21 protein-coding genes and 1 other RNA gene are annotated in these 25293 nt (G+C 70.9%); 16 read left to right on the forward strand and 6 right to left on the reverse strand.

The features are described from left to right. Nucleotides 1–225: 225 nt before the first annotated feature. The 8 genes from ACIPV1_RS01670 to ACIPV1_RS01705 all read left to right on the forward strand — a co-directional run bounded on the left by ACIPV1_RS01670 (nt 226) and on the right by ACIPV1_RS01705 (nt 6869). A complete protein-coding gene (locus ACIPV1_RS01670; protein WP_402725656.1) occupies nt 226–1434 on the forward strand; it encodes a multidrug effflux MFS transporter in 1209 nt (402 codons plus the stop codon). Nucleotides 1435–1494: 60 nt separating this feature from the next. Then, nucleotides 1495–1830, forward strand: coding sequence for an STAS domain-containing protein (locus tag ACIPV1_RS01675; protein WP_123292661.1), 336 nt, complete (start codon nt 1495–1497; stop codon nt 1828–1830). After that, the gene (locus ACIPV1_RS01680) at nt 1830–2243 is read left to right on the forward strand and encodes an ATP-binding protein (protein ID WP_402725657.1); all 414 of its coding nucleotides are present in this window, start codon (nt 1830–1832) and stop codon (nt 2241–2243) included. The genes ACIPV1_RS01675 and ACIPV1_RS01680 overlap by 1 nt, the downstream gene beginning before the upstream one ends. Before the next feature lie 113 nt (nt 2244–2356). Next, complete coding sequence (locus ACIPV1_RS01685; protein ID WP_132100488.1) at nt 2357–3316, forward strand: AraC family transcriptional regulator; 960 nt, start codon at nt 2357–2359, stop codon at nt 3314–3316. A gap of 29 nt (nt 3317–3345) precedes the next feature. Continuing rightward, nucleotides 3346–3948 carry an RBBP9/YdeN family alpha/beta hydrolase gene (locus ACIPV1_RS01690; protein WP_402725658.1) on the forward strand — a complete coding sequence of 201 codons (603 nt, stop codon included), beginning with the start codon at nt 3346–3348 and terminating at the stop codon, nt 3946–3948. A 118-nt stretch (nt 3949–4066) separates the two neighbouring features. Continuing rightward, nucleotides 4067–5215 (forward strand): hypothetical protein, encoded by a 1149-nt coding sequence (locus tag ACIPV1_RS01695; RefSeq protein ID WP_402725659.1) that lies wholly within the window; start codon nt 4067–4069, stop codon nt 5213–5215. A gap of 71 nt (nt 5216–5286) precedes the next feature. Next, nucleotides 5287–6132: a Nif3-like dinuclear metal center hexameric protein gene (locus ACIPV1_RS01700; protein ID WP_402725660.1), complete on the forward strand. Its 846-nt coding sequence runs from the start codon at nt 5287–5289 to the stop codon at nt 6130–6132. Between the two features lie 2 nt (nt 6133–6134). Beyond that, nucleotides 6135–6869: a zinc ribbon domain-containing protein gene (locus ACIPV1_RS01705; protein ID WP_123340505.1), complete on the forward strand. Its 735-nt coding sequence runs from the start codon at nt 6135–6137 to the stop codon at nt 6867–6869. Between the two features lie 297 nt (nt 6870–7166). Here ACIPV1_RS01705 and rnpB read toward each other — a convergent pair. The 3 genes from rnpB to map form a co-directional block, all read right to left on the reverse strand. Further along, nucleotides 7167–7527, reverse strand: an RNA gene (gene rnpB / locus ACIPV1_RS01710) — RNase P RNA component class A. Between the two features lie 250 nt (nt 7528–7777). Then, the gene (gene ppgK / locus ACIPV1_RS01715; protein ID WP_111087008.1) at nt 7778–8527 is read right to left on the reverse strand and encodes a polyphosphate--glucose phosphotransferase; all 750 of its coding nucleotides are present in this window, start codon (nt 8525–8527) and stop codon (nt 7778–7780) included. A 58-nt stretch (nt 8528–8585) separates the two neighbouring features. Then, nucleotides 8586–9449, reverse strand: coding sequence for a type I methionyl aminopeptidase (gene map, locus ACIPV1_RS01720; protein WP_123292854.1), 864 nt, complete (start codon nt 9447–9449; stop codon nt 8586–8588). Between the two features lie 184 nt (nt 9450–9633). Between map and ACIPV1_RS01725 the strand changes: the two genes are divergently transcribed. The 6 genes from ACIPV1_RS01725 to ACIPV1_RS01750 all read left to right on the forward strand — a co-directional run bounded on the left by ACIPV1_RS01725 (nt 9634) and on the right by ACIPV1_RS01750 (nt 19368). Further along, nucleotides 9634–9813 (forward strand): SPOR domain-containing protein, encoded by a 180-nt coding sequence (locus tag ACIPV1_RS01725; RefSeq protein WP_111087009.1) that lies wholly within the window; start codon nt 9634–9636, stop codon nt 9811–9813. A gap of 120 nt (nt 9814–9933) precedes the next feature. Next, nucleotides 9934–11271, forward strand: a complete 1338-nt coding sequence (gene glnA, locus ACIPV1_RS01730; protein WP_111087010.1) for a type I glutamate--ammonia ligase — start codon at nt 9934–9936, stop codon at nt 11269–11271. 13 nt (nt 11272–11284) lie between these two features. Further along, a complete protein-coding gene (locus ACIPV1_RS01735; RefSeq protein ID WP_123938185.1) occupies nt 11285–14236 on the forward strand; it encodes a bifunctional [glutamine synthetase] adenylyltransferase/[glutamine synthetase]-adenylyl-L-tyrosine phosphorylase in 2952 nt (983 codons plus the stop codon). 503 nt (nt 14237–14739) lie between these two features. After that, entirely contained in the window at nt 14740–16341 is a 1602-nt protein-coding gene (locus tag ACIPV1_RS01740) for a glycosyltransferase family 2 protein (RefSeq protein ID WP_123938184.1), read from the forward strand. Further along, nucleotides 16334–17944 (forward strand): glycoside hydrolase family 26 protein, encoded by a 1611-nt coding sequence (locus ACIPV1_RS01745; RefSeq protein WP_123938183.1) that lies wholly within the window; start codon nt 16334–16336, stop codon nt 17942–17944. The genes ACIPV1_RS01740 and ACIPV1_RS01745 overlap by 8 nt, the downstream gene beginning before the upstream one ends. After that, nucleotides 17941–19368: a UDP-glucose/GDP-mannose dehydrogenase family protein gene (locus ACIPV1_RS01750; protein WP_123292672.1), complete on the forward strand. Its 1428-nt coding sequence runs from the start codon at nt 17941–17943 to the stop codon at nt 19366–19368. Before ACIPV1_RS01745 ends, ACIPV1_RS01750 begins: the two co-directional genes overlap by 4 nt. A gap of 395 nt (nt 19369–19763) precedes the next feature. Here the strand turns inward: ACIPV1_RS01750 and glnA (ACIPV1_RS01755) are convergent, their stop codons facing one another. Then, nucleotides 19764–21188, reverse strand: coding sequence for a type I glutamate--ammonia ligase (gene glnA, locus ACIPV1_RS01755; protein WP_123938182.1), 1425 nt, complete (start codon nt 21186–21188; stop codon nt 19764–19766). A 142-nt stretch (nt 21189–21330) separates the two neighbouring features. Here glnA (ACIPV1_RS01755) and ACIPV1_RS01760 point away from each other — a divergent pair, with 142 nt between their 5' ends. Beyond that, nucleotides 21331–21786: an RDD family protein gene (locus tag ACIPV1_RS01760; RefSeq protein WP_123292673.1), complete on the forward strand. Its 456-nt coding sequence runs from the start codon at nt 21331–21333 to the stop codon at nt 21784–21786. A 184-nt stretch (nt 21787–21970) separates the two neighbouring features. Here the strand turns inward: ACIPV1_RS01760 and ACIPV1_RS01765 are convergent, their stop codons facing one another. After that, nucleotides 21971–22684 carry a DUF4191 domain-containing protein gene (locus ACIPV1_RS01765; protein WP_111087017.1) on the reverse strand — a complete coding sequence of 238 codons (714 nt, stop codon included), beginning with the start codon at nt 22682–22684 and terminating at the stop codon, nt 21971–21973. A 128-nt stretch (nt 22685–22812) separates the two neighbouring features. On the opposite strand from ACIPV1_RS01765, the gene ACIPV1_RS01770 reads away from it, so the two are divergent. Next, the gene (locus ACIPV1_RS01770) at nt 22813–23640 is read left to right on the forward strand and encodes a hypothetical protein (protein ID WP_123938181.1); all 828 of its coding nucleotides are present in this window, start codon (nt 22813–22815) and stop codon (nt 23638–23640) included. Between the two features lie 110 nt (nt 23641–23750). Here ACIPV1_RS01770 and sucB read toward each other — a convergent pair whose 3' ends face one another. Next, nucleotides 23751–25250 (reverse strand): 2-oxoglutarate dehydrogenase, E2 component, dihydrolipoamide succinyltransferase, encoded by a 1500-nt coding sequence (gene sucB / locus ACIPV1_RS01775; RefSeq protein WP_123938180.1) that lies wholly within the window; start codon nt 25248–25250, stop codon nt 23751–23753. Nucleotides 25251–25293 lie beyond the last annotated feature (43 nt).

Raw genomic sequence — 25293 nt, forward strand, 5'->3', positions numbered from 1 at the left:
GCGGACGTGAGCGGCGTGCCGTGACCGCGCGCGGTGGCGGACGGGAGGCCCGTGGCGGCGCTGTCCCGGGCCTCCCGTCCGGCGCCGCGCACGTCCAGGGCTGCACCGCCGAGCAGTCACGTCACGTCGGCTGCCCGGTCGCCGCGCGACGGTTCGCGACCACTCGGCAGACGTGAGCCGCGCAGAGCCCGTCGAATCGATTCGGGTGCGCGTAGCGTGTCGGACGTGACGACGGAGCGCACGCGGAAACCGACCACGACCACCCTGCCGCCGATCGTGCCGCTGGCCCTGATCGTCGGGGTGTCACCGTTCGCCACCGACATGTACATCCCGGCGCTGCCGCAGATCGCCCACGACCTCGGCACGACCCCCGGTGCCGTGCAGTTGTCGCTCACGGCGTTCCTCGTCGCCTTCGCGGTCGGGCAGCTGCTCGTCGGACCCGTCAGCGACGGGGTCGGCCGGCGGCCGATGCTCGTCGTCGGCACCGCGGTGTTCGCGCTCGCCTCGGTCGGGTGCGCCCTCGCGCCGGACGTCGTCACGCTCGTCCTCGCCCGCATCGCCCAGGGGCTCGGCGGGGCGGCCGGAGCGGTCGCCGGCCGGGCGATGGTGTCGGACGTGGCGAGCGGGACGCGGATGGCGAAGGTCTTCGGCACGCTCGCCGCGATCAACGCGATCGGCCCCGTCGTGGCACCGCTGGCCGGAGGGGCCGTGCTGACGTTCGGCACGTGGCGGATCATGTTCGTCGTGCTCGCGGTGCTCGGCGCGCTGTTCTTCGCGATGGTAGTGCTGCGGTTCCGCGAGACCCTGCCGCCGGAGCGACGCGGGGGCGTGGGCTTCGCCGCGAACGGTCGACGCATCCGCGAACTGCTGGCGATCCCGCGGTTCCGGGCGTACGTGCTGAGCGGGGTGCTGTCCACCGTGGGGTTCTTCGCGTACATCGCGACCAGCTCGTTCGTGTTCCAGACCCAGTTCGGCTTCTCCGAGGGCCTGTACACGCTGGTCTTCGCCACGAACGCCTCGATGATGATCGTCACCACGCTGGTGTTCGGCCGGGTCGTCGGACGGTTCTCCGAGGACTCCCTGCTCACCGTCGGACTGCTCGTCGGCACCGCGGGCGCGGCGGCGGTCCTCGTCTCGGCGCTGCTCGACCTCGGTCCGGTGCCGGTCTGGTGCGCCCTCGCGGTCGTCACGGGTGCGTGGGGCTTCGTGCTGCCCGCGGCGATGACCCGGACGCAGCACGTCGGGGCGGCGCACCCGGGGACGGCCGCGGCCCTGCAGGGCGGCCTGACGTTCGGGATCGGCGGCCTCGGGACACCGCTCGCTGGCGCGCTCGGCGGGACCGCGCTGGCGATGGGCGGGGTCATGGCGGCACTCATGGCCGCAGCCGTCGTGGTGCAGGTCACCGCGACGCGTCGGGACCGCAGCGGGACCTGACGCGGCGGAGCCGGTAGGTTGCTGGTTGCAAGGCGCACCGATCAGAGGAGACCACCCGGCATGGACATCGTCGTACACGAAGCGCAGCCCGACACCGCGGTACTCGAGTGCAGCGGGCGCCTCAACATGGTGTCCGCCCCCGAGTTCCGCGAGGCGGTCGCGAAGGTCGTCGACAACGGACGTGCCCGCGTCGTGGTCGAGCTCTCCGGTGTCGAGTTCATGGACTCGTCCGGGCTCGGCGCGCTGGTCGGCAGCCTGAAGACCGCGCGGCAGGCGGGCGGCGACCTCCGCATCGCAGCGCCGTCCGAGCAGGTGCAGATGGTCCTGCAGCTCTCCAACATCGACAAGATCCTCCGCACGTACCCCGACGGGGACGCTGCGGTCACCGACTGGTGATGACCGCCTCGGCCGCCGAGCACACGCTCGCGTTGTCGTGCCCGCCGGACGACGTGTCCGCCGTGCACGAGTTCCTGGCGGGCGTGTGGCAGCGCGAACCGTCGGTCTCCGTCGAGGACCGGATTGCCCTCGAGCTCGCGATCGTCGAACTCACCTCGAACGTGATCGAGCACGGGACACGCCCGGAGGGCGTCTCCTGCCGTCTGCGCCTCGAGATCGGAGCGGACCGGTTCGCCGCACTGCTCTCCGACGACGGCGTCGCCGCCACCGTGGACACCGAGTCGGCCGAGTTGCCCGACGGACTCGCCGAGAGCGGTCGCGGACTCGCCCTCGTCCGGATGGTCGTGGACGACCTGCGGTACGAGCGGATCGCCGACGAGAACCGGTGGACGGTCCTGCGCGCCCGTCACTGACCGCCACCACGCGACCGGTCGCTTCGTCCGTCTCGCGCACTCCGTGGGCCACAATCCGCAAGGTGCCGCGGGGGATTCCCGGGGTTCCTGGCCGCCGTGTCACGATTCGCGCGATGACAGCCGAACCGGATCCCAGGATCAGCTTCGAGACGTCGGGGGCCGATCTCGACGCTGCCGTGCACATGTACGAGGACGCCTACGCCAGTGTGGGCTTCACCGCGACCCGCACGGAGCGTCCGTTCGCGTACCGTTTCCGCGTCGTCGGCGACGACGTGATGTCGTTCCGCTCGACCCGGTTCGACGCCCGCATGCAGGGTGAGCTGGACGTCCGCGACGAGTACGTCGTCATGTGGATCACGGACGGCGGCGGGCGCGTCGACATCGGCCGGCAAGAGGTCGCGTTCACGCCCGCCACCCCGATGATGTTCCCGACCGGCCGTCCCTTCGCCTTCGACCTGCAGGACGTCCGACAGAGCCTGGTGCAGTTCGACCGCACCGCCCTGGAGCGCGTCGCGGCCGAGGTCCACGGTGCGCAGCCGGGTCCGCTCGTCTTCGACCACACGGCGACGCCGCGCACGGCCGAGCTGCGGGGCTGGAACGCGCAGGTCCAGCGTGCCGCGGCGGTCGTGCTCGGTCGGGCGTCGGTCAGTTCGCTCGCCCTGGCCGAGGTCGCGCGGGACACTGCCCGGTCCCTGCTCCGGACGTTCCCGCACAAGCTGCTGGCCCCGGACGTCCCCCTGCCGCAGGGCGCCACGGGCCGTGTCCGCGAGGCCGTCGAGTACATGCACGCCTTCGCACACACGCCGATCTCGACCACCGACGTCGCCGAGCACGTCGGGTTGAGTGTCCGCGGTCTGCAGCAGGCGTTCCAGCGGCAGGTCGGCACAGCCCCGAACGCGATGCTGCGCGGGATCCGTCTCGACCGGGTGCGCGAGGAACTCCGCCGTGCGTCGACGGGCGACCTGACCGTGGCGAGCGTGGCGATGCGGTGGGGCTTCGCACACCTCGGCCGGTTCTCGGCGGCGTACGCAGCGCGCTTCTCCGAGTACCCGCGCGACACCCTGCAGCGCTAGGTCCGTCCGGGGTTCGCTACGCTGCCCGGGTGAGCAGACCTCGACCGTGGGTGATCGTGCCCGGGATCTGGAACTCCGACGCGGAGCACTGGCAGTCCGTCTGGCAGCGGGAGCGCGGTGACGACGCCGTCCGCATCGCACCGGCGTCCTGGGGTGAGCCGGACCCGGGGGACTGGCGAGAGGCCATCTCCCGCGCGGTCGCGTCGTGCGCCGAACCGCCGGTGCTCGTCGCGCACAGCCTGGGCGTGCTCGCCGTCGCCGACTGGCTCATCGCCGCCGCCGCAGGCACCGCAGACGCCGCAGCCGTCGCGGGCGCCGCCGGTCCCACCGTCGCCGGCGCCTTCCTCGTCGCGCCCCCGGACCCCGCGGCGCCGGGCTTCCCCGCGGCCGCCTCCGGGTTCCCCGCGCCCCGCCCGATCCCGGTCGGCACCGCAGCGGCCCGCGTTCCGACCCGCCTGGTGGTGAGCGACGACGACCCGTACTGCACCGCCGACCGTGCTCTGGCGTTCGCGGAGACGATGGGGGCCGCGGTGCTCCGGGTCGGCCCGCTCGGCCACGTCAACGTCGCCAGCGGTGTCGGCGCCTGGCCCGCCGGTCGGGAGCTCCTCGGCGCGTTCGAGCGGACGCTCTGACCCGACCCCCGGGGCGACGGGCGACACGCCGTTCACGTTCGGGGCGATATGGCAGGGATTGCTGCGACACACCGCGGATGTCCCGAGTTTCGGCGCGCGCGATATTTATCCTTCGGACATGGAGACCCAGTCCGGTGCACGCACCCCCCTCGTCGACCCGTTCGGTCGCGAGGTCGAGGAGTGGCTCCGCGACGCCCCGGCGACGCGCACGCCGTACGTGGCGGACCTCGTGGTCCCGCCCGTCACCGGCCCGGTGCAGCGCCCCGGCGCCGTGGCCGACGCCACCGCCGTCCGGACGCCGGACCCCAGCAGCGCGGCTGCAGCAGTCGCCGCGCCCGAAGCCAGCACCGCGCCTGAATCCAGCACCGCGCATGAAGCCAGCACCGCGCATGAAGCCAGCACCGCGCATGAAGCCAGCACTGCGCCCGAAGCCACCACCGCGCCCGCAGCCCCAGCGTTCCGCCGCGACCGCGCCCGGCACGCCGCCGTCTGCGCACCGTCGTTCCCCGAACCGCCGGAGCGTCTCGCCCTGCGCATCGAGGACCTCGCGATCGAGGTCTCGTCGTCCACCGGTCGCAGCACCATCGAGCGGATCGTCTTGCTCGAGGACGAGGTCCGTCGCCGCGACGAGGACCTCGCCCGCCTCGCCGCCTGGGAGGCCACCGTCGACGGCGCGGACGACCCCGAGGTCACCGCAGCCAGGGCCTTCGCCCAAACCGTCTTCGCGGACCTGCTCGAGGACGCCGCCGCCGAGTCGGACCGTCGCGACCGTGCAGCCGCCCGCCGTGCCGCGACCGCTCCGGTCGCCGTCGTGACCGGCGTCGCCCCCGCTCCCACGGTGGCCGTGGTCCGCCCCGCACCGGTGGCAGCAGCCGCACCGGGAGCCGACGTCGTCACGGCGACCCCGGCCGTGGCGCTGGTCGCCCCGGAACGCGACGAGCCCGTGCGACCGGTGCTGGGCCTCCCGGCCGTGTCACCGGTGTCCGCGAACACGCGACCCACTCCGCTCGTCCAGCCCGCCACCGGGCCGACGGTCATCGACCGTGCCGCGTTCGCGGCCGCTCTCACCGCTCACCAGGGCACGACCGCGAGCACGCCCGTCGTGTTGCCGAACGTGATCGCCGTGCCCGTCGTCGCGACGGCCGCAACGGCGAGAGTCGACACCGACACCGGCACCGACACCGAAACCGGCACCGACGAGCCGGCCCGGCCCGGCTGGTGGTCGCGACTCGTCGCCGGCCTGCTCCGTGCGCTCGGTCGCCGCTGACCGGGAGGCCCGGATCACCCTGCGCGGACCGGCTGCCGGTGCCGACGCGGTCGGCTCGGTAGACTGACCGGATGCCGACGCTCCGCGAACTCCAGGCCGTGATCGAAGACCTGTGGCCCGCCGCAGGAGCCGAGTCGTGGGACGCCGTCGGACTGGTCGCCGGCGCCCCGGACGCCACCGTCGAGCACGTCCACCTGGCCGTCGACGCCGTCCCCGCGACCGCACGTGAAGCGGTCGAGCTCGGTGCCGGGCTCCTGCTCACGCACCACCCGTTGCTCCTGCGCGGCGTGACGACGATCGCCGAGTCGACGTACAAGGGCAGCGTCCTCGCGACCCTCGTGCGCGGTGGCAGCGCCCTGATCGCGGCCCACACCAACGCCGACGTCGTCACCAGGGGGACCTCGGCCGTGCTCGCCGACCGGATCGGCCTGACCGACCAGCGACCGCTCGACGCCGGAGCCGACCCCGCGACGGGCATCGGCCGCGTCGGGGTCCTCGCCGAGGGCACGACCCTCGGCGCCCTGGCACGGAAGCTCGTCGACCTGCTGCCACCGACCGCGACCGGGGTCCGGGTGTCCGGCGACTTCGACCAGCCCGTCCGCACCGTGGCACTGTGCGCCGGCGCGGGGGACTCGTTGCTCGGCCACCCGGCCGTCCTCGCTGCCGACGTGTACATCACGAGCGACCTCCGCCACCACCCGGCGTCCGAGTTCCGCGAACAGGCACTGCTCGGCGGCGGTCCCGCCCTCATCGACACCTCGCACTGGGCCACCGAGTGGCTCTGGCTCGACGTCGCGGCCGCGCAACTGCGCCAGGCCGCGGGCGTCCGGGTCACCGTGAGCGACCTCCGCACCGACCCGTGGGACTTCGCGGTCCTGCCGGCGGCCGAACCCACCACCCCCACTGAAGGAGTCTGACCATGAAGGCAGCACCCGAGGACCAGGTCATCCTCCTCGACGTCCAACGACTCGACAACGACGTCACCCGCATCGCGCACCGCATCACGTCGCTGCAGAAGGGCGACCAGCTCACCGGACTCGGCACCAAGGCCGCCGGACTGCGCAGCGAACTCGTCGCTGCGACCGGCCTGGTCGAGGACGCCGAACGCGAACTCGCCCGCCTCGAGTCCGACACCGCCACCGCGCAGGCCCGCGTCGAACGCGACACCACGATGCTGCAGAACGTGTCGAACTCGAAGGACGCGACCGGACTGCAGAACGAGCTCGAGTCGCTGCAGCGCCGCATCGGTGGCCTCGAGACCGCCGAGCTCGAGGTCATGGAGAACCTCGACGGCCTCCGCGCCCGGGTCGGCGACATCGAGGCGCAGCTCGCCGACGTCGAAGCCGCCCGCTCCGGCCTGGTCGCCGAGCGTGACGCCGAGATCGCGCGGCTGTCGTCCGACCGTGCATCCGCCGAGCAGGCCCGGGCCGACGTCGCCGCGAAGGTGCCGGCCGAGCTGCTCGCGCTCTACGACCGGCAGCGTGCTCGCTACGGCTTCGGTGCGTCGCTGCTGCAGGGTGGGGTGTCGACGGCCTCGGGCGTGGCGCTGAACAACTCCGACCTGCAGGACATCCGCCGGGCCGCGCCGGACGACGTGGTGCTGTGCCCGGACAGCGACGCGATCCTGGTGCGGACGGCCGAGTCCGGGCTGTAGGCGCTCGTACGCTGCCGACGGCAGGCGCGGTGCCAGCTGGCACCGCGCCTCCCGTCTGTCGCCTGGTGCGAGCTTGCACGCTCGGTGCGAGCTTGTTGCGGCGCACGGAGTGGTTAACCTCGCACGGGGTCGCGAACGTCGCACCGTGCGGGTCTGTCGGCGCAGGCGCGGGCTCGGGGTGTGGCGGTGCACGGTGCGGGGTGTCTCGCCTGGTGCGAGCTTGCACGCTCGGTGCGGCGTTGTTGCGGCGCACGGAGTGGTCAACCTCGCACGGGATCGCGAGCGCCGCACGTGGGGCGAATGGGCCGGCCGTACGCCGGGTTCTGTCCCGCCGCTTGCACGGCGGTGACGGCCATCTCTCTCGGACCGACGTTGCCGTCGGCCTCCAGCGGTCTACCCGAGGACTCGGCGAGCAGCCTCAGCGTCCTCTGTCTGACCTTGCTCCGGGCGAGGTTTACCGAGCGGATCCGGTCACCCGGACCCCTGGTGGTCTCTTACACCACCGTTTCACCCTTACCGACGTTGCCGCCGGCGGTCTGCTTTCTGTGGCACTGTCTCGCGGATTGCTCCGGGTGGGTGTTACCCACCGCCCTGCTCTGTGGAGCCCGGACGTTCCTCGGCACTCCCGGAGGAGTGACGCGACCGTCTCACCGACCCATTCGCAGGTCCGAGTCTACCGGCCCCGCGCCCGTGCCCGTGCCCGCCCGTGCCCGCGCCCCGAGGTTCCGAGATCTCGGCATGTCGGCGCGCACGAGGGGGCTCCGTGGAACCTCGGCGCACCGCAGACGGCGAGTCGTGGAACCTCGGCGCCAGCGGCCGGGCGCGTCGAGCCGTGCCGAACAACTCCCACGCCGCACGGTGCAAACCAGTGCAGGCTCGACCGTCCGACGGTCCGACCGATCGCCGGGTCAGGCGCTCCGGGCAGCCAGGGTCGCGGCGCCGATGATGCCGGCGTTGTTGCGCAGTGTCGCCGGGATGATCTCAGCCTGCAGGTCGAGCAGCGGCAGGAACTCCTCGTACTGCTTCGACACACCGCCGCCGACGACGAAGAGCTCGGGGGAGAGCAGGGCCTCGAGCGTCGAGTAGTAGGTCTGCAGGCGCTTCGCCCAGTGCTTCCACGACAGGTCGTCGCGCTCCTTGGCAGCGAAGGACGCGCGCGACTCGGCGTCGTGCCCGTCGATCTCCAGGTGTCCGAGCTCCGAGTTCACGATGAGCACACCGTCGTTGATGAGCGCGCTGCCGATCCCGGTGCCCAGCGTCGTCACGATCACCAGGCCGTCCTTGCCCTTCGCCGCGCCGAACTGCTGCTCGGCGAACCCGGCGGCGTCGGCGTCGTTGACGAAGTGGATCGCGCGGCCGAGCTCCTTCTCGAACAGCGCTTCGGCCTCGAAGCCGATCCACTTCTTCGAGACGTTCGCGGCCGACATGGTCTTGCCGTCCCGCACGATCGCGGGGAAGCACACGCCGACGGGGACGTCGGCCGCGGGTGCGAGTTCGTCGAGGATCGAGGCGACGACGGCGGTGATGTCGTGGGGCTTCCCGCCTTCCGGGGTGGCCTTCTTGATGCGGTCCGTGGTCAGTTCACCGGACGCGACGTCGACGATCGCGCCCTTGATGCCCGTACCACCGATGTCGACGCCGACTGCGAGGGAGGTCATGAGGTTGTCGTGCCTTTCGGTTGCCTGCCGGAGTGCCCGGTCAGGAAGGGGTGTCCGGTCAGGAGACGGTGAGGAGCTCCGCGCCGCGTTCGGTGACGACGAGGGTGTGCTCGAACTGCGCGGTCCACGACTTGTCGCGCGTCGAGACCGTCCAGTCGTCGGACCAGATGTCGGCCTCGATCCCGCCGAGGGTCAACATGGGTTCGATGGTGAACACCATGCCCTGCTCGATGACGTCGTCGTACTGCGGCGCGTCGTAGTGCGGGATGATCAGGCCGGAGTGGAAGGCACGACCGACTCCGTGGCCGGTGTAGTCGCGGACGACTCCGTAGCCGAAGCGCTTCGCGTACGCCTCGATGGCGCGGCCGATGACGTTCACCTGCCGGCCGGGGGCGACGGCCTTGATGCCGCGTCGGAGCGCCTCTTCGGTCCGCGTCACCAGGTCCGACACCTCCTGCGACGCCTGTCCGACGATGAACGTGCGGTTCGTGTCGCCGTGCATCCCGTCCTTGTAGGCGGTGATGTCGATGTTGACGAGGTCGCCCTCCTGCAGGACGGTGTCGTCGGGGATGCCGTGGCAGATGACCTCGTTGAGGCTCGAGCACAGCGACTTCGGGTACCCGCGGTACCCCAGCGTCGACGGGTAGGCGCCGTGCGCGACGACGAAGTCGTGGCCGATGCGGTCGAGTTCGTCGGTGGTCACGCCGGGACGGATGGCTGCGCCGACGGCGTCGATGGCCTGGGACGCGATGCGGCCGGCGGTGCGGATGCGCTCGACCTCGTCGGGGGAGTACGTGTCACCGAGGCCGTGCTCGTGCGGTTCGACCTTGCCGACGTACTCCGGGCGTTCGATGTCCTTCGGGACGGTCCGGAGCGGGGAGACGCGGCCGGCGGTCAGGTGTCCGTGTTCGTCCCGGGGCATGCCGACCACTCTAGCCGCGGCGCGACGCGCCGAGCGCAACCGCCCTACGGTGCGGCCCGACGGGGTGAGCGTGACCGCCCTCCGGTGCGGCCCGACGGGGTGGGCGTGACCGCCTGGAGGCCCGGTGCCGGTCCGGCGGGCCGGCACCGGGCCTCCAGGCAGTCACCTGGGTACGGTGGGCGACATGAGCGACGAACGCATCGAGTCCCAGTGGTGGTTCAACGACAAGACCGGTCAGGTCGAGCAGGGTCCGCAGTCCCCGCAGCGCGACCGCATCGGCCCGTTCGACACGCGCGAGGAAGCGCAGCACGCGCTCGACCGGATCGCGGCGAACAACGAGAAGTGGGACGCCGACGACCAGTGACGCACCGGCGACGGCACGGTGACGGACCACTGACGCGTCGCACGGCCCCGCGCACGCCGCGGGACCACTAGCCTGGGACGAGGCCCGCCCGCGGCCACCCGATACACGGAAAGGTCGTGCATGGACAAGCAGACGGACTTCGTGCTCCGCACCATCGAGGAGCGCGGCATCAAGTTCATCCGACTCTGGTTCACGGACGTCATCGGGACGCTGAAGTCGGTGGCGATCGCCCCGGCCGAGGTCGAGGGTGCCTTCGCCGAGGGCATCGGGTTCGACGGCTCCGCGATCGAGGGCCTGTCCCGCTCGTACGAGGCCGACGTGCTCGCGCACCCGGACCCCTCGACGTTCCAGATCCTGCCGTGGCGCGGCGAGGTCGACCCGACCGCGCGGATGTTCTGCGACATCACGACGCCGGACGGCCAGCCCGCCGTCGCCGACCCGCGCAACGTGCTGAAGCGCACGCTGGCCCGGGCGAGCGAGCGTGGCTTCACGTTCTACACGCACCCCGAGATCGAGTTCTACCTGCTCAAGAGCCGCGAGTGGAAGGACGGCGGGCCGCAGCCCGTCGACCAGGCCGGCTACTTCGACAACGTCCCCGGCGGCAGCGCGCACGACTTCCGTCGCCGTTCCGTCCGGATGCTCGAGGACCTCGGCATCTCGGTGGAGTTCAGCCACCACGAGGCCGGCCCGGGCCAGAACGAGATCGACCTCCGCTACGCCGACGCACTGACCATGGCGGACAACATCATGACCTTCCGCACGGTCGTGAAAGAGGTCGCGATCGAGCAGGGCGTCTACGCGACGTTCATGCCGAAGCCGATCTCCGGCCAGCCGGGTTCGGGCATGCACACGCACGTCTCGCTCTTCGAGGGGGACCAGAACGCGTTCTACGAGGCCGGCGGCGAGTACCAGCTGTCCCGCACCGCCAAGCACTTCATCGCCGGTGTGCTCAAGCACGCACCGGAGATCACCGCGGTCACGAACCAGTTCGTGAACTCGTACAAGCGCCTCTGGGGTGGCGACGAGGCCCCGTCCTTCGTGACGTGGGGCCACAACAACCGTTCGGCGCTCGTGCGCGTGCCGCTGTACAAGCCCAACAAGGGGCAGTCCTCGCGCATCGAGTACCGCGGCATCGACTCGGCGGCGAACCCGTACCTGGCGTACTCGCTGCTGCTCGCTGCGGGGCTCAAGGGCATCGAGGAAGAGTACGAGCTGCCGGCCGAGGCCGAGCACGACGTCTGGAGCCTCACCGACGCCGAGCGTCGTGCCCTCGGGTACAGCCAGCTGCCGTCGAGCCTCGACCACGCCCTCAGCCTGATGGAGGACTCCGAGCTCGTCGCCGAGACGCTGGGCGAGCACGTGTTCAACTTCGTGCTCCTCAACAAGCGCCAGGAGTGGAAGCGCTACCGCGACCAGGTCACGCCGTTCGAGCTCGACACCAACCTCGGCGCCCTCTGAGCGAGCGCACCACATGACCGGTCGGACGACGTCGTCGCGTTCCGAGTTGGCCCGCCTGGGCTTCGCCGAGCTGTCGGAGAGCCTGGAGCGGATCGCCGACCTGGAGGCGCGGTTCGGCTCCGTCGTGCCGCTGCCGGTGAGCGGCACCCCGGCGCTCTGGGGCATCACCGCGGATCCCGACGGCGCGCTGCGGCTGCTGGAACGGCTGCTCGAGCGTGCTCCGGACGAGCTCCGCCCCGTCCTGACGGACGAGGCGGCGACGGAGCGGCTGATCCGCCTGCTCGGCGCCTCGGTCGGTCTCGGCGAGTTCCTGCACCGTCGTCCTGCCGAACTCGCACTGCTGCTCGAGCCCGTCGTCGCGCCGTGGTCGCAGGAGCGGTACACGGCGTCCCTGCTCGAGGCGATCGACGGCGCCACCGGCGAGGACGCACGGATGTGCCTGCGGGTGCGGTACCGCCGGCACCTCGCGCAGATCGCCCTGTACGACGTGCTGCACTCGTCGCCGACCGAGGCGTTCCCGGCCGTCGCTGCCGGACTGGCCGACCTGGCCGGGGCAGCGCTCGACGCCGCGGTCGACGTCGCCCGGCGCGAGGTGCCGTTCCCGGCCGCCGACGTCGCTGCGACCCCGCTCGCGGTGATCGCGATGGGCAAGGCCGGCGCACGCGAGCTCAACTACGTCAGCGACGTCGACGTCATCTTCGTCACCGAGGCCACCGACGACATCGACACCGACCGTGCCGTCCGCATCTCGACGCGGATCGCGATCGCCGCGACCCACGCGATCACCGACCTGGCCGCCGAACCCGGTCTGTGGGAGGTGGACGCGAACCTGCGACCGGAGGGCAAGGACGGCGCCCTCGTCCGCACGCTCGACTCGCACGTCGCGTACTACGAGCGCTGGGCGAAGTCGTGGGAGTTCCAGGCGCTCCTCAAGGCGCGGCCGATCGCCGGCTCGGCCGACCTCGGCGCGCGCTACGCCGAGGCCGTCGCACCGTTCGTCTGGAGCTCGTCGGCGCGCCCCGGGTTCGTCGAGTCGGTGCAGCGGATGCGCGAGCGCGTCACCGACCACATCCCCGACGGCGAGGTCGACCGGCAGCTGAAGCTCGGTCCGGGCGGTCTGCGCGACGTCGAGTTCACCGTGCAGCTCCTGCAGCTCGTGCACGGTCGTGACGACGAGTCCGTGCGCGTCCGTTCCACCCTCGAGGCGATGGACGCCCTGACCGCGGCCGGGTACGTCGGACGCGCCGAGGCCGCCCACTTCGGTCCGGACTACGCGCTGCTCCGGGTCCTCGAGCACCGTATCCAGCTCCGCCGACTGCAGCGGACGCACCTGATGCCGACCGACGAGGAAGAACTCCGCGTCCTCGCCCGGTCGAGCGGTCTGGCCACCTCGGCCTCGGCCCTCGAGACCCGGTGGCGTGCGGTCAAGCTCGAGGTCCGCGGCCTGCACGAGCGGCTGTTCTACCGTCCGCTCCTGTCCGCCGTCGCCACGACCGAGGGTGAGATCGTGCTGACCGACGACCAGGTCGTCGATCGGCTCGGCGCGATCGGGTTCGTCGACCCGCCCGGTGCGCTGCGGCACATCCGGGCGCTCACACAGGGCACGAGCCGACGTGCGGCGATCCAGCGCAACCTGCTGCCGGTGCTCCTGCGGTGGATGGCCGAGGGGCCGGCGCCGGACCGGGCCCTGCTGGCGTTCCGAAGGCTCAGCGACACCCTGGGGGAGTCCAGCTGGTTCCTCCGGATGCTCCGCGACTCGTCCGGGGCTGCGCACTCGCTGACCACCGTGCTGTCGGAGTCGGCGTTCCTGTCCGGTCTGCTCGAGCGGTTCCCGGAGGCCGTCGCCTGGCTCGACGAGCCCGAGTCGCTCCTGCGTGCCCGCCCGATGGACTCGTTGCTCGCCGAGATGACCGCGACGACCGCGCGGCACGGCAACGACGTCGACGGTGCGGCCAGCCTGCTGCGCTCGGCGCGCCGCCGCGAGACCCTGCGCCTCGGCATGGCTGCGGTGCTCGGCCACCTCGACGTGGACGCCCTGGGTGCTGCACTCAGCGACGTGACCGAGGCGACGCTCGCCGGGGCCCTCGCGCTCGCCCGGCGGGACGCCCCCGCGGACTTCGAGTTCGGGATCATCGCGATGGGCCGCTACGGCGGGCGTGAGCTCGGCTTCGGCTCCGACGCCGACGTGCTCTACGTGTACCGCGCGCCGGACCTGGCGACCGAGGTGGCCTCCCGGACGGCACAGACCATCGTGCGCGAGCTGAACCGGCTCACCGAGGACACCGTCCACCCGCTCGACCTCGACATCGACCTGCGCCCCGAGGGGAAGAACGGCCCGGTGGCGCGCACGCTCGAGTCCTACGGCGCCTACTACGCCCGGTGGTCGCTGACGTGGGAGGCGCAGGCGCTGCTCCGTGCCCGTGGCGCGGTCGGCGACGCCCAGCTGCTCCGGGACTTCGAGCACCTGGCCGACCGCACGCGCTACCCGGAACGGATCGACGAGAACGAGGTGCGCGAGGTCCGCCGCATCAAGGCCCGCGTCGAGTCCGAGCGGCTGCCACGCGGGGCCGATCCGGCTCGCCACCTGAAGCTCGGGCGCGGATCGCTCAGCGACGTCGAGTGGTTCGTCCAGCTCCTGCAGCTGCAGCACGCCCTCGAGTTCCCCGCGCTCCGCACGACCTCGACGCTCGAGGCGCTCGACGGTGCCGTGGCCGCCGGGTTCGTCAGTGCCGACGACGGCGAGCGGCTCGGGGCGGCCTGGCGTTTCGCCTCGCGGACGCGCAGTGCGCTGGTGCTCTGGTCGGGGAAGACCACCGACGTCCTGCCCGTCGACCGCGTCCAGCTCGAGGGCGTCGCGCGGCTGATGGAGTACCCGCCCGGCTCGGCGAGCGAGCTGGAAGAGGACTACCTCGGCGTCACCCGACGTGCACGGCAGGTCTTCGAGCGCGAGTTCTACGGCGCCTGACGCCGCACCGACACGCCCGGGCGTGCTCCCCGGACGCGAAGGTGACGAGTCGTCGCAGGTTAATTCCCCGTGTCGCGCACCGTCCCCCGTTCGTTTCGGACTGTACCCCGATTCGGACAGACGGGCTCGTCGTTACTTCGTCGTGACCACCACGCGCCGGGCCGCCGGCGGACGTGCCAGAGGTCCGCGCCGACTCGCCCGGTGACCATGTCGTGAACAGGGGTTTACCGAGGTGGTGATCCGCGCCTCCCGGTAGCGATCGCCGCCCACCAGGGTGAGTGACAGGGTGAACGCGGTCCGCAGGAGTGCTGTCAGCACGAGGGGGGACCACCGGTCCCGGTGGAGATGGGGACAAGTGTGTACCCCGTAACGCGTTCGAAACGCCCCCGGACGGGGGTCGCGTTGCGCTGGGGTTCAGGTTTCTGCGTCAATTGGGACACCCGAACCGACCCTGATTCCCCAACGTCGCGGAATCTCCACCTCGAACGTTGAAGCAGGGATCAGTGTTCACCTTCATTCTGCAGATCAGGCAGATGGTCGAAGGCCACCCCGAGTTCTACCTGTTCGCCGTGTACTCCGCGGTGATCTGGTTGCTCTGGTTGGTCAAGGTCGTCATCTCCGCCCGTTACCGCCCGTTCACCGGCACCTTCGTCGGTACCACCAGCGTCGTCGTCCCCGTCGTGGACGAACCGCTCGACCTGTTCCGCGACGTCATCGGTCGCATGGTCGAGCAGCGACCCGGCGAGATCATCGTCGTCATCAACGGCGCCCGCAACGAGGCGCTCGAAGCCGTCTGCGACGAGTTCGCCCCGCTCGTCCGCTGGACCCACACGCCCATCCCGGGCAAGCGCAACGCCGTCAAGGTCGGCACCGAGATGTCCAACGGCGACATCACGGTGCTCGTCGACTCGGACACCGTCTGGACCCCCGGCGCGCTCGAGGAACTCCTCAAGCCGTTCGCCGACGAGTCCGTCGGCGGTGTCACGACCCGGCAGCGCATCCTCGAACCCGAGCGCAGCTGGATCACCCGCTGGGCCGACTGGCTCGAGAACTCGCGGGCGCTCTACTCGATGCCCGCGCAGAGCGTCCTCGGGCAGATCGGCTGCCTGCCCGGGCGCACGATCGCCTTCCGGCGGAACATCCTGATGCGCGTCATGGACAAGTTCATGCACGAGAAGTTCATGGGTGTGTTCCTCGAGGTCTCCGACGACCGCACGCTCACGAACCTCACGCTCAAGGAGGGGTACCGGACCGTCTACCAGTACACATCGCTGGTCTACACGGACGCTCCGCTGCAGGTGAAGAAGCTGTTCAAGCAGCAGCTCCGCTGGGCCCGTGGCTCGCAGTACAACACGTTGCGCATGCTGCCGTGGATGCTCGGTCACGCCCCGGTGCTCGCGGCGTTCTTCATCACCGACATCATCCTGCCGTTCATGCTCTTCGGTGTGATCGCCGGCTGGATCTACCGGGCCTTCACCGGGCAGGGCGAGAACCTCTACCAGGGCATCCTGTCGCAGTACGGCTTCTCGACGGGCTTCGTCTACGTCGCCGCCCTGATGGTCGTCTCGTCGGTGCTCAGCATGGCCATCCGGCAGATGCGCCACCTGGCCGAGAAGCCGAGTGACTTCTTCCGCCTGCCGATGTTCATCATCGTGTCGACGTTCTTCCTCATGCCGATCCGGCTCATCGGCTTCTTCCGCCTGGCGCACGCGTCCGGCTGGGGGACCCGCGCCGGTGCCTACGCCGGCGGTCCGATGCAGGAGGACCCGTCCGATGCCGCGCAGCCGTCGTCCTTCGGCACCGAGACCCCGGTCAGCCCGATCGACGCCGCGGACCGTGCCCGGGCCGTCGACGGACGCGTGCCGCTCGGGAGCGACCAGGTGGCCGTGGACCGCGCGTTCGACGAGCTCTTCGGGGCCGACGCCAGCACCAACTCCACCACGACCGTGCTCGCGACCCGGCGCGAGGCCGCTGCCGCAGCAGCAGTGCAGCCCACAGCCCCACGGACCGCCCCCGTGAAGGCCCGCCGGTACAACCCGTACGCCGCGATCCCGTACTGCATCGGCATCGCGATCTTCGTCCTGGAGGCCTTCCTCATTGTCTGACATCATCCGCTCCTCCAGTACCTGGTGGGCGCAGTCGAGCAAGCACGCCCGCTGGACGGCCGTCGGCACGACCGCCATCGTGCTCGCCCTCGCGCTCATCACCTGGTCGGTCTGGGTCTCCCCGGCCGGCCCCGTCTCCACCGCCGTGCACCAGGCCCTCGGGGTCACCGCCCCGAAGGCCAAGAAGGTGTCGGCCGCCGAACTGCAGACGCAGCTCGACGCTGCCCAGGACCGAATCTGGGCGCTCGAGGGCAAGCTCGACTCCCGCACCGCCCAGGCCGGGTCGCGTGGCGACCAGATCACGGAGCTCAAGGCGCAGGTCGCGTCGCTCCAGTCCCAGCTCGGTTCCGCGAAGGGCTCGGGAGGCTCGTCCTCCGTCAACGCGTCGGGTTCCGGTGCGAACGGGGCCGGCACCTCGGGCTCCGGCTCGGGTTCCGGGACCGGCGGGTCCGCTGTCTCGGACAACGGGTCCGGGTCGGGTTCCGGCTCCGGTTCCGGCGGAAGCTCGGCCGGTGGGTCGGGTTCGAGTGGCGGCTCCGGCGGCTCGGGTGGTGGCTCCGGTGGGGTCACGAACCCGAACCCCGGCCCGTCGACCGACCCGGGCACCACGCCCGTGGCGGTCCCGACCAAGGCGGACATCCTCGGGCAGCAGTCCCGCTGGTACGGCCTGTACACGGCGCAGTCCCCGTTCAACTGGTCCGAGTACGACCAGGTCTCGCAAGAGGTGGGGAAGGCGACGAACATGGTCGGCTTCTTCCAGGGCTTCGACCAGGACTTCAACCAGAACGCGGTCCAGCGCTCGTGGGCGAACGGTCGTCTGCCGATGATGACGTGGGAGTCGGTGCCCGCGAAGACGGGCAACGACGAGCCGTACGTCGAGGGCTACACCAACGAGGACGTCATCTCCGGCAAGTTCGACGCCTACCTGACGCAGTACGCCAAGTCCCTGGCGGCGAACGGCCAGCCGCTCGTCATCCGGTTCGACCACGAGATGAACGGCCAGTGGTACAACTGGTCCGAATCCGCGAAGCAGCAGAACGCCGCCGGCTCGTACACCGCGATGTGGCAGCACGTCTGGAACGTCTTCCAGGCCAACGGCGCGAACCAGTACGCCATCTGGGACTGGTCGCCGTCGCGCATCGACAAGCTCGGCAACGCGAAGTACCAGACGCTCGAGTACATGCAGAACTACTACCCGGGCGCCGAGTACGTCGACTGGGTCGGCATGAGCGGCTACTACCGTGACGCCACCGAGCAGCCGACCTTCGAGAACACCTTCGGTGCGACGCTCGCCCAGATCCGGCAGGTCGCGCCGGGCAAGGGCATCGTGCTCAACGAGATCGGGGCCACCGAGACCGGGGGCAGCGTCTCGAACCCCCAGAAGACCCAGTGGATCAACTCGCTCTTCGACGCCCTGGCCGACCCCGCCAACTCGGACATCATCGGCTTCGCGTACTTCAGCGAGACCGCGACCACGATCGTCGACGGCACACGCACCACGAACGACTGGCGACTCAACTCGCGAGCCGACTCCCTGGCGGCCTTCGCCGAGGGCATCAAGCGCAACGACATCGACTACGACCTGCAGGAGGTCACGCCATGACCGCGTCCAAGAAGTCGCCCGACCAGGCCGACACCCGTCCCGCACCCGTCATCAGCGTCATCGGCACTGGCTACCTCGGTGCCACCCACGCGGCCGCCATGGCCGAGATGGGCTTCGAGACCATCGGCGTGGACGTCGACCCGGCGAAGCTCGCCGCGTTGTCCGCCGGCGAGGTCCCGTTCTTCGAACCCGGCCTGCCCGAGCTCATCACGAAGCACGTCGCGAGCGGCAAGCTCCGCTTCACCGCCGACATCGCCTCGGCCGTCGCCGCCGCGGACGTCCACTTCGTCTGCGTCGGCACCCCGCAGAAGGCGGGCTCGCACGCCGCCAACCTGGCGTACGTCGAGAGCGCCACCCGCGGCGTCGCCGAGAACCTCACCCACCCGGGACTCATCGTCGGCAAGTCGACGGTCCCGGTCGGCACCGCTGCGCGACTGCGCGGCATCGTCCGCGAGTTCACCCCCTCGGGGATCGACGCCGAGCTCATCTGGAACCCGGAGTTCCTCCGCGAGGGCAAGGCCGTCGAGGACACCCTGCACCCGGACCGCCTGGTCTGGGGCGGCGCGTCCGAGGCTGCCGACGCCGTCATCCGCGAGGTCTACGCCGCGCCGATCAGCGAGGGCACCCCGGTCATCACCACCGACCTCGCCACCGCGGAGCTCGTCAAGGTCAGCGCCAACGCGTTCCTCGCCACGAAGATCTCGTTCATCAACGCGATCTCCGAGATGTGCGCGATCACCGGCGCCGACGTGTCGACGCTCGCCGACGCCCTCGGGCACGACGCCCGCATCGGCCGGAAGTTCCTGAACGCCGGCCTCGGGTTCGGCGGCGGGTGCCTGCCGAAGGACATCCGGGCGCTCATGTACCGCGCGAACGAGATCGGGGCGGGCCAGGTCGTCGGCCTCATGCAGCAGGTCGACGAGATCAACATGGGCCAGCGTCAGCGGGTCATCGACATGGCGATCGACTCGGCCGGGGGATCGGTGCTGAACCGTCGCGTGGCCGTGATCGGCGCTGCGTTCAAGCCCCTGACCGACGACGTGCGGGACTCCCCGGCGCTCAACGTGGCCGCTGCACTCCACCTGCGCGGCGCCCAGGTCACCCTCTGGGACCCCGAGGCGATGGAGCCGGCGAAGCGCTCGTTCCCGACGCTGAGCTACGCCGCGTCGATGGCGGACGCGATCGAGGGCGCCGACGTCGTCCTGGTGCTCACCGAGTGGGACGAGATCATCACCGCCGACCCGGTCGCCCTCGGTGACCTCGTCGGTCGCCGCGTCGTGATCGATGCGCGCAACTGCCTCCCGGTCCACGACTGGGTCAAAGCGGGGTGGACTGTCCGTTCCCTGGGGCGGCCCACGCCGGTCACGGGTGCACCCGTGAGCGTCGCAGCGGGGACGAACGACTCGTTGGCCACGGCTCGCTAGTCACCGTTCGCGAAGCGGGGTCCGTGCCGGGCGGCACGGGCCCCGTTCCCGTGTGCGCGGTGCCGGGTCGGATCGGATCGAGCACAGGTGGTCGAAACGGGCGTACCTGGTCGGAACTTTCGACCAGGTACGCCCGATTCGGCTTCCCAGTCCGGGTGCGATGGGAAGGAACGTGCGTCGCGACCAGCCGGGAGGCCCAGTGCCGGCCCGCCGGACCGGCACCGGGCCTCCAGGCAGTCGCGTCCGTACCCCCCGCTCACGGAGGCCGCGTCGTCACGCGCTGAGCGACACCTCACGGCTGGCGCAGCCCGTGAGGTGTCGCCCACCCCGAAACGTGACCGGCACGGCGAAGGCCCCGCACCTGACGGTGCGGGGCCTTCGTGTGTCAGCGAGGATCAGACGCCGAAGTACAGCTCGTACTCGAACGGGTGCGGGCGCTGGGCCAGCGGGAGGATCTCGTTCTCGCGCTTGTAGTCGATCCAGGTCTGGATGAGGTCCTCGGTGAAGACGTTGCCCTTCGTGAGGAACTCGTGGTCCGCCTCGAGGAAGTCGAGCGCCTCGTCGAGGGAGCCGGGGACCTGCGGGATGCCCTTTGCTTCCTCGGGCGGGAGCTCGTAGAGGTCCTTGTCGACGGGCTCGTGCGGCTCGATGCGGTTCTGGATGCCGTCGAGGCCCGCCATCAGCTGCGCGGCGAAGGCGAGGTACGGGTTGCCCGAGGCGTCCGGCGCGCGGAACTCGATGCGCTTGGCCTTCGGGTTGGTGCCCGTGATCGGGATGCGGATCGCAGCCGAACGGTTACCGGCCGAGTAGACCAGGTTGACCGGAGCCTCGAAGCCCTTGACCAGGCGGTGGTACGAGTTGATCGACGGGTTGGTGAAGGCGAGCAGCGCCGGAGCGTGCTTCAGCAGACCGCCGATGTACCAACGGGCCAGGTCGGACAGGCCGCCGTAGCCGTTCTCGTCGTAGAAGAGCGGCTTGCCGTCCGACCAGAGCGACTGGTGGGTGTGCATGCCCGAGCCGTTGTCGCCGAAGAGCGGCTTCGGCATGAACGTGGCGACCTTGCCCCACTGGTCCGCCGTGTTCTTGACGATGTACTTGAACTTCAGGATGTCGTCCGCGGCGTGGACCATCGTGTCGAACTTGTAGTTGATCTCCTGCTGGCCGCCGGTGCCCACCTCGTGGTGCGAGCGCTCGAGCTCGAAGCCCGCGTCGATCAGCTTGAGGGTGATGTCGTCGCGCAGGTCGGCGGTCTTGTCGACCGGCGACACGGGGAAGTAGCCGCCCTTGTAGGGGGTCTTGTTGGCGAGGTTGCCGCCCTCTTCCTCACGACCGGTGTTCCAGGCGCCCTCTTCGGAGTCGACCGCGTAGAACGACTCGTTCTGGGTGACGGAGTAGCGGACGTCGTCGAAGATGTAGAACTCGGCCTCGGGGGCGAAGAACGCGGTGTCCGCGATGCCCGTCGACGCGAGGTACTTCTCGGCCTTCTTCGCCACCTGGCGCGGGTCGCGGCCGTAGATCTCGCCGTTCCGCGGGTTGTAGATGTCGAAGATCATGATGAGCGTGCGCTCGGCGCGGAACTGGTCCACGTAGGCGGTGGTCACATCGGGGATCAGCTGCATGTCGGACTCGTGGATCGACGCGAACCCGCGGATCGAGGAGCCGTCGAAGAGCTGGCCGACCGAGAAGAAGTCCTCGTCGACGGTCGAGGCGGGGATGTTGAAGTGCTGCTGCACACCCGGCAGGTCCGTGAATCGGATGTCGAGGAACTTGACGTCGGTGTCCTTGATGAAGGCCAGGACCTCGGAGGAATCGCTGAACATGGGGGCCGATCTCCAATGGGTTGGGTGATGTCGGAGGTACCGATCAAGGCACCTCCGACGAGGCTATTGACACGGGGTTTCCCGGACGTGACTGAATTGTTTCGGGCGTGTTACGGGCGGCAGGTCGCCTACGCTTGGGGGCATGGCCCGCAGCTCCTCCAGTCCGTCCGCGCCCTCCGAGCACCCCGACGGCTGGCCGGGCAAGGACCTCGGTCTGCCGGAGGAAGGACCCCGCAGCGTCGGGCGGATCGGACGGCGGATCGTCGCCCTGCTCATCGACGGTGCCCTTGCCGACCTCATCGCCTACGTGACCGGGGTCTGGTCGCCGGTGAACGGTTCCGGCGACATCGCGCACTCGTGGGTGCAGCTGGCGATCTTCGCCGCGCTCCAGGTGCTCTTCATCTGCCTGTTGTCCGGCTCGTTCGGGCACATCTGCGTCGGGCTGCGCGTCGTGCCGATGCGCGGGGGGTACGTGGGGGTGTGGCGTCCGGTCGTCCGGACCGTCCTGCTCTGCCTTGTGGTGCCGGCGCTCATCATCGACCGGGACAGCCGCGGCGCGCACGACCGCATCGCCGGCACGGTGCTCGTCCGCCGCTGACCGGCGCCCCGCGCCACCGGTCGCACGCACGGTGCGAGGTTGATCACTCCGTGCGTCGTTCCGTCCTCGCACCGAGTGAACAACCTCGCACCACCCGCCGCCACCAGCGACCGCAACGCACGCACGCAGAACGCCCCCGACCTGGCACGGTCGGGGGCGTTCTGCGTGGTGGTTCGGGGACGGGTCAGCGCGGACGTCCGGCACGGGCACGCATCGGGTCCATGCCCTTCGGGATCGCAGCGGCGGGGCTCTGCGTCAGCGAGTCGAGGCGGTTCGCGACGGCCAGGACCTCGTTGCGGTTGAGCGACTTCTTGAACTTGTTCATGGCACGGGGGAGCTTGTGCAGCGTGAGGGTGTCGTCGCCGTCACCGACGCTGACCACGTGGACCGCGACGTTCGGGACGATGCGCTGCACCTTGCGACGCTCTTCGTCGACCTGACGCTTCAGGTTGCCGCGCTGGCCCTCGGTGATGAGGACGACGCCGGGACGCCCCACCGCGCGGTAGACCGCGGACTGCGAGCGACCGTGCACGGCGACGGGCATCTCGCTGGAGCGCCACTGCCGACGCAGCGAGTTGGAGAGCACCGCACCGACGGCGCCGGGCTGGCCCTCGATCTGCGAGTACGCCGCCCGCTCGGCCAGCCGGCCGAGGACGATGAGGAAGAGCAGCACGCCCATCAGGACACCGGCGACGATCCACAGGATCATCGCGAGCCAGTTCTGGCCCGGGAGCACCAGCGCCAGCACGATGCCGAGGACGACGGGGCCGACGAATGCGAGGGCGAACCACCAGACGGACGACGGGTCGGCCCGTCGGGTCATCTGGAAGACCTGGAACATCTGCTTGAGACGCCCCGGCTCCTTCGCCTTCGTGTCTGTGGAAGTGCTGCGTGCCATGCTGACAGGATACGGCCTCCGCGGTCCGGGGGAGACCGCAGTCGGTCCGGCTGTGCGCGAACACGCGTTGTCCACAGACCGGGCAGGACGGACAGGAGGCCCGGCTCGCCTCCGCCACGCTCGTCACCATGGACCCGAGCACCGACCAGAGCGTCGACGACGCCCGCAGCGACCGTTGGGTCGCGCCGGCCGACGACGCTGCCGTGGCGGCCTGGATCGCAGATCGGTGCGCCACCGGACACCGGCACCTGGTGCCCGTTGAGGCGGTGGGCCGGACCGGGGCCGGCGGGCTCGTGACCCTGCTCGACCGCCCACGCGGCACGCCGCTCCCGGTGGCGCTGGACCGTCTCGGCACCCCGACGACCGGGGTCGCGGTGACCCTCTGCGTGCCGCTGCTCGAGCTCCTCGTCGCGGCCGTGGACGGCGCGGTGCGGCTCGGCGTCGCCGGGATCGACGACGTCCTGGTGGACGACGCGGGCGCCGTGGTGCTGTGCGATCGCCCGGCTGGAGCCGTCCGCGACGGCACGGAGCTGCCCGGTGACGATGCTGCACGGGTCCTCGTGCTCGCCGCCCGGGTCGTCTGGGACCGTGTCGACCCGCGCGATCCGAGTCGCGACGAGGTGGACGCTGCGCTCCTCGCGGCGCTCGACGGCGACCGCAGCACCGTGTGCGCGGCGCTCGACGCGGTCCGGGGTGCGGCGCCGCCGCGGCCGTTCCGGTGGGCCCCACCGCCGGCCGACCTGGTGTTCGTCGAGGCGGACCCGCCGCTCGACACGACGGGCCCGGCAGCTCGACTGCGCGAGGTCGTCGAGCTCGGCATCCCGCTCGGTGCCGGTCGGCGGTTGCCGCTCCGCCGCGCCGTGGTCGGTGTCGTCGTCGCGATCGGTACGGTCGTCGCCGCGGTGTCCGTGCTCGGTGCCGGAACGGACACCGGGACCGGTGCGGGTGGTGGCTGACGCGCCCGGACACCCCGGACGCCCCCGGACGCCGACGAACCGGAGCGGGAACGGCAACGGCCCCGGCTCCCCACGAGGGGGAACCGGGGCCGTCGGCCGTGGTGCTGGGGTCAGTACCCGAGGTTGGGGGTGAAGTTGCCCTCTTCCAGGCGGTTCTTGACCGCGACCAGGTAGCGCGAGGCGTCCGCACCGTCGATGATCCGGTGGTCGTACGACAGCGCGAGGTAGACGAACGAACGGATCGCGATCGCTTCCTGGCCGTCGACCTTCACGACCGCGGGACGCTTCGTGACGATGCCGGTCCCGAGGATCGCCGACTGCGGCAGGAACACCACGGGGGTGTCGAACAGCGCGCCACGCGAACCGGTGTTCGTCAGCGTGAACGTCCCGCCGGCGAGCTCGTCGGGCTTGAGCTGGTTGTTCCGGGTGCGCTCCGCCAGGTCCGCGATGGACTTCGAGAACTGCGCCAGGTCGAGCGAGGCTGCGTCCTTGATGACCGGGGTCAGCAGGCCGCGCTCGGTGTCCACCGCGATGGAGACGTTCTCGGACTCCGGGTAGACGATCTCGTCGCCCTCCACGGTCGAGTTGATCTTCGGGTGGGCCTTGAGCGCCTCGGACGCCGCCAGGGCGAAGAACGGCATGAACGAGAGCTTCGAACCGGTCTTCTCGAGGAACTCCGCCTTGTGGGCGTCGCGGAACTGCGCCACCTTCGTGACGTCCACCTCGACGACGCTCGTGAGCTGTGCGGTCGAGGTCATCGACTGCACGGCGCGCTCGGCCACGACCTTGCGCAGGCGGGTCATCTTCTCGCGGGTGCCGCGCAGCGGCGAGACCTCGGCGACGAACGGACCGGACGCGGCGGCGGGTGCAGCTGCACCACCGGCGGCCGGGGCCTTCGCGACGGCCGCGAGCACGTCCTCCTTGCGGATGCGCCCGCCGACACCGGAACCGGTGACGGTGGACAGGTCGACGCCCTGCTCGTTCGCGAGCTTGCGGACGAGCGGCGTGACGTAGCCGGAGGCTGCGCCGTCCTGCGTCGGGTTCGGCACCGCGGCGGCGGTGGTCGCGCTCGGCGCGGCCGGTGCGGGTGCAGCAGCTGCCGGCGCTGGGACGGCGGCCGGGGGTGCGGCGGCGGGCGGCGGGACCGGAGCGGCCTGCGGGACCGGAGCGGCTGCGGGCGGTGCGGACGGGGCCTGCGGGGCCGCGGGCTGCGTCTGTCCGGCGGGGGCCGGCTCGGGCTCGGTGGGCTCCGGGGCGGGGGTCTCGGACTCCTGCTCGGTGCTCGGCTCGGCCTCGGGGGCCTCTGCCTCGGCAGCGGCTTCGTTCGAGGACTCGTCGGACGAACCGGAGTCGGAGGAACCGGAGTCGGACGAGCCGTCGCCGATCTTCACCAGCGCGGTGCCGACCTCGACGGTCTCGTCCTCCTGCACGAGGATCTCCTCGATGACGCCGGCGACGGGCGACGGGATCTCGGTGTCGACCTTGTCGGTCGAGACCTCGAGCAGCGGCTCGTCGACCTCGACCCGGTCACCGACGTTCTTCAGCCATCGGGTCACCGTGCCCTCGGTGACGCTCTCGCCGAGCGCCGGGAGGCTGACGGATTCGCTCATCGGGTGGACTCCTCTTCGCGGGGGGTTGCAGTTGTTGTGGATG

It is taken from the genome of Curtobacterium sp. NPDC089991 (assembly GCF_044748425.1).
Taxonomy (GTDB): domain Bacteria; phylum Actinomycetota; class Actinomycetes; order Actinomycetales; family Microbacteriaceae; genus Curtobacterium.